The organism is Tepidiforma sp., from assembly GCF_034433535.1.
Classification (GTDB): domain Bacteria; phylum Chloroflexota; class Dehalococcoidia; order Tepidiformales; family Tepidiformaceae; genus Tepidiforma.
The window spans coordinates 1-2,432 of sequence record NZ_DAOUAO010000039.1; the positions used below are offsets into that span (position 1 = coordinate 1).

At 70.6% G+C, this 2,432-nt stretch carries 2 protein-coding genes; both read left to right on the forward strand.

Annotation, left to right across the window (positions count from 1 at the left end):
* A partial coding sequence (locus tag VAE46_RS02040; protein WP_322795241.1) for an asparagine synthase C-terminal domain-containing protein occupies positions 1-1,378 on the forward strand: 1,378 nt, incomplete at its 5' end.
* Between the two features lie 95 nt (positions 1,379-1,473).
* Positions 1,474-2,394 carry an SDR family oxidoreductase gene (locus VAE46_RS02045; RefSeq protein ID WP_322795242.1) on the forward strand — a complete coding sequence of 307 codons (921 nt, stop codon included), beginning with the start codon at positions 1,474-1,476 and terminating at the stop codon, positions 2,392-2,394.
* Positions 2,395-2,432 lie beyond the last annotated feature (38 nt).

Here is a 2,432-nt window from a genome sequence, read left to right on the forward strand (position 1 = left end):
GGCGGTGCGGCCGGGGCTCCGGGAGCCGAACCTGCGGGCGGTGTACCGGTACCTTGCGCGGGGGGACCTGGACCAGGATGCGGAGAGCTTTTTCGCTGGCATTGAGAGCCTTCCGGCGGGGCATTACCTGGTGCTGGACGCGGAGGGGCAGGGGAGGCCGGTGCGGTACTGGCAGCCGCGGGCGGCCGAGGCGCCCCGGCGGCGGGAGGAGGCGGCGGAGGCGTTCCGGGCGCTGTTTTTCGATGCGGTGCGGCTTCGGCTGCGGAGCGATGTGCCGCTGGGGAGCTCGCTGAGCGGCGGGCTCGACTCGTCGAGCATCGTGGCGACGATCCATGCGCAGCGGGAGGCGCAGCGGCTGGGGCCGCAGCGGACGTTCAGCGCGCGGTTCGATTCGCGGGCGCACGATGAGGGCCGGTTCATCCGGCTGGTGGTGGAGCGGGTGGGTGCGGAGGCGCACGAGGTATGGGTTCGGCCCGAGGCGTTCGAGGAGGAGTTCTCGGCGCTGCAGTACCACCAGGAGGAGCCGATCGCGAGTACGAGCCCGTTCGCGCAGTGGCTGGTGATGCGGCTCGCGCGGGAGAGCGGGACGACGGTGCTGCTGGACGGGCAGGGGGCGGATGAGCTGCTTGGGGGGTACACCCAGGCGCTGGGGATGTTCTTCGCGCACTGGCTGCGGACGGGGCGCATCGACAGGGCGCTGGGGCTGGCGCTGGGGGCCTGGCGGCGGTACGGGAGCCTGCGGGAGCCGGTGCTGTTCGGGGCGTACTACCTGCTGCCGCCGCAGGTGCGGGATGGGCTGGCGGAGCGCTATTTCCGCTCGGGCGAGCTGGTATCGCAGGAGGTGCACGACCGGTACGCGCCGGCGCACGCGGCCACGATTCGGCCGTTTCGCGATCGTCTGCGGAACGAGCTGGTGCGCTGGCAGCTGACCACGCAGCTGCCGGAATTCCTGCGCTACGCCGACCGGAACAGCATGGCGTTCGGGCGGGAGGTGCGTTTGCCGTTCCTCGACCACCGGCTGGTGGAGTTCTGCTTCGGGCTGCGGCCGGAATTGCTGCTGCGCGGGGCGACCACCAAGGCGATCCTGCGGGACGCCATGGCCGGCATCGTGCCGGACGACGTGCTGAGGCGGCGCGACAAGCTGGCGTATGCGCCGCCCCAGCGGCGGTGGGCACTGGGACCGCTGCGCCCGTGGCTCGATGGGCTGCTGGCGCGCGCGCTGGAACGAGAGGACGTGTTCCGGCGCGAGGCGGTGGAGGAGGTGCGGGGGCGGCTGCAGGCGGGCGAGGATGATGTGCTGGCGTGGCGGGTGGCGAGCACCGAGGCGTGGTTCGAAGAGATGGTGGACCGGGCGCCGCGGCGGCCGGATGGGTGCTAAGCGCGGAATGCTGGTAACCTGCACGGTTGCAGCGGGGCGCCGCGCGGCAGGTCCGAGGCGGCAACCCCCGCAGACTGGTTATTGAGAGGATAGGCATGGCGATTTCGTTCGAAGGACAGGTAGCGGTGGTGACGGGTGCGGGGGCCGGCCTCGGCCGGGCGTATGCGCTGGACCTTGCGCGGCGCGGGGCGAAGGTGGTGGTCAACGACCTCGGCGGTGACCCGCACGGGCAGGGCGCTGACGCGGCCCCGGCGCGCAAGGTGTGCGACGAGATCACGGCTGCCGGCGGCACGGCGGTGCCGAACTTCGACAGCGTGGCCACCTACGAAGGCGGCTACAACATCGTGAAGACGGCGCTCGATAACTTCGGGCGGCTGGACATCGTGATCTGCAACGCGGGCATCCTGCGGGACGTGGCCTTCCACAACATGAGCGAGGACGACTGGGACAAGGTCTTCGCGGTGCACGTGAAGGGCACCTTCTCGGTGCTGCGGCACGCGTGGCCGGTCTTCCGGCAGCAGGCATACGGCCGCGTGGTGCTGACCACCTCGTCGTCCGGCATCTACGGGCAGTTCGGGCAGGCGAACTACGGCGCGGCGAAGACGGCCATGCTGGGCCTGATGAACGTCCTCAAGCAGGAGGGCGCGAAGTACAACGTGATGGTCAACACCATCGCGCCGGTGGCGGGCACCCGCCTGACGCAGACCGTGATGCCGCAGGAAATGGTGGAGCGGCTGAAGCCGGAGTACGTGGTGCCAGCGGTCGTCTACATGGTGTCGAAGGAGTGCCAGGACAGCGGCCTCATCATCGAGGCCGGCGCGGGCAACTTCAACCGGGCGGCGATCGTGAAGGGGCCGGGGATCCAGCCGGGCATGGGCGAGCTGAAGGATGCGGAGTGGGTCCAGGCGAACTGGGACAAGATCTGCAGCCTCGAGGGCGCGGAGCCGATGTGGCGCACCGGCCAGACGCTGAAGGCGTACCTGGCCGAGAAGGCGGCACAGCAGAAGCAGGGCTAAGGCCTTCGCGCGGAAGCTCCACCCGGGGCGGGGCAGCC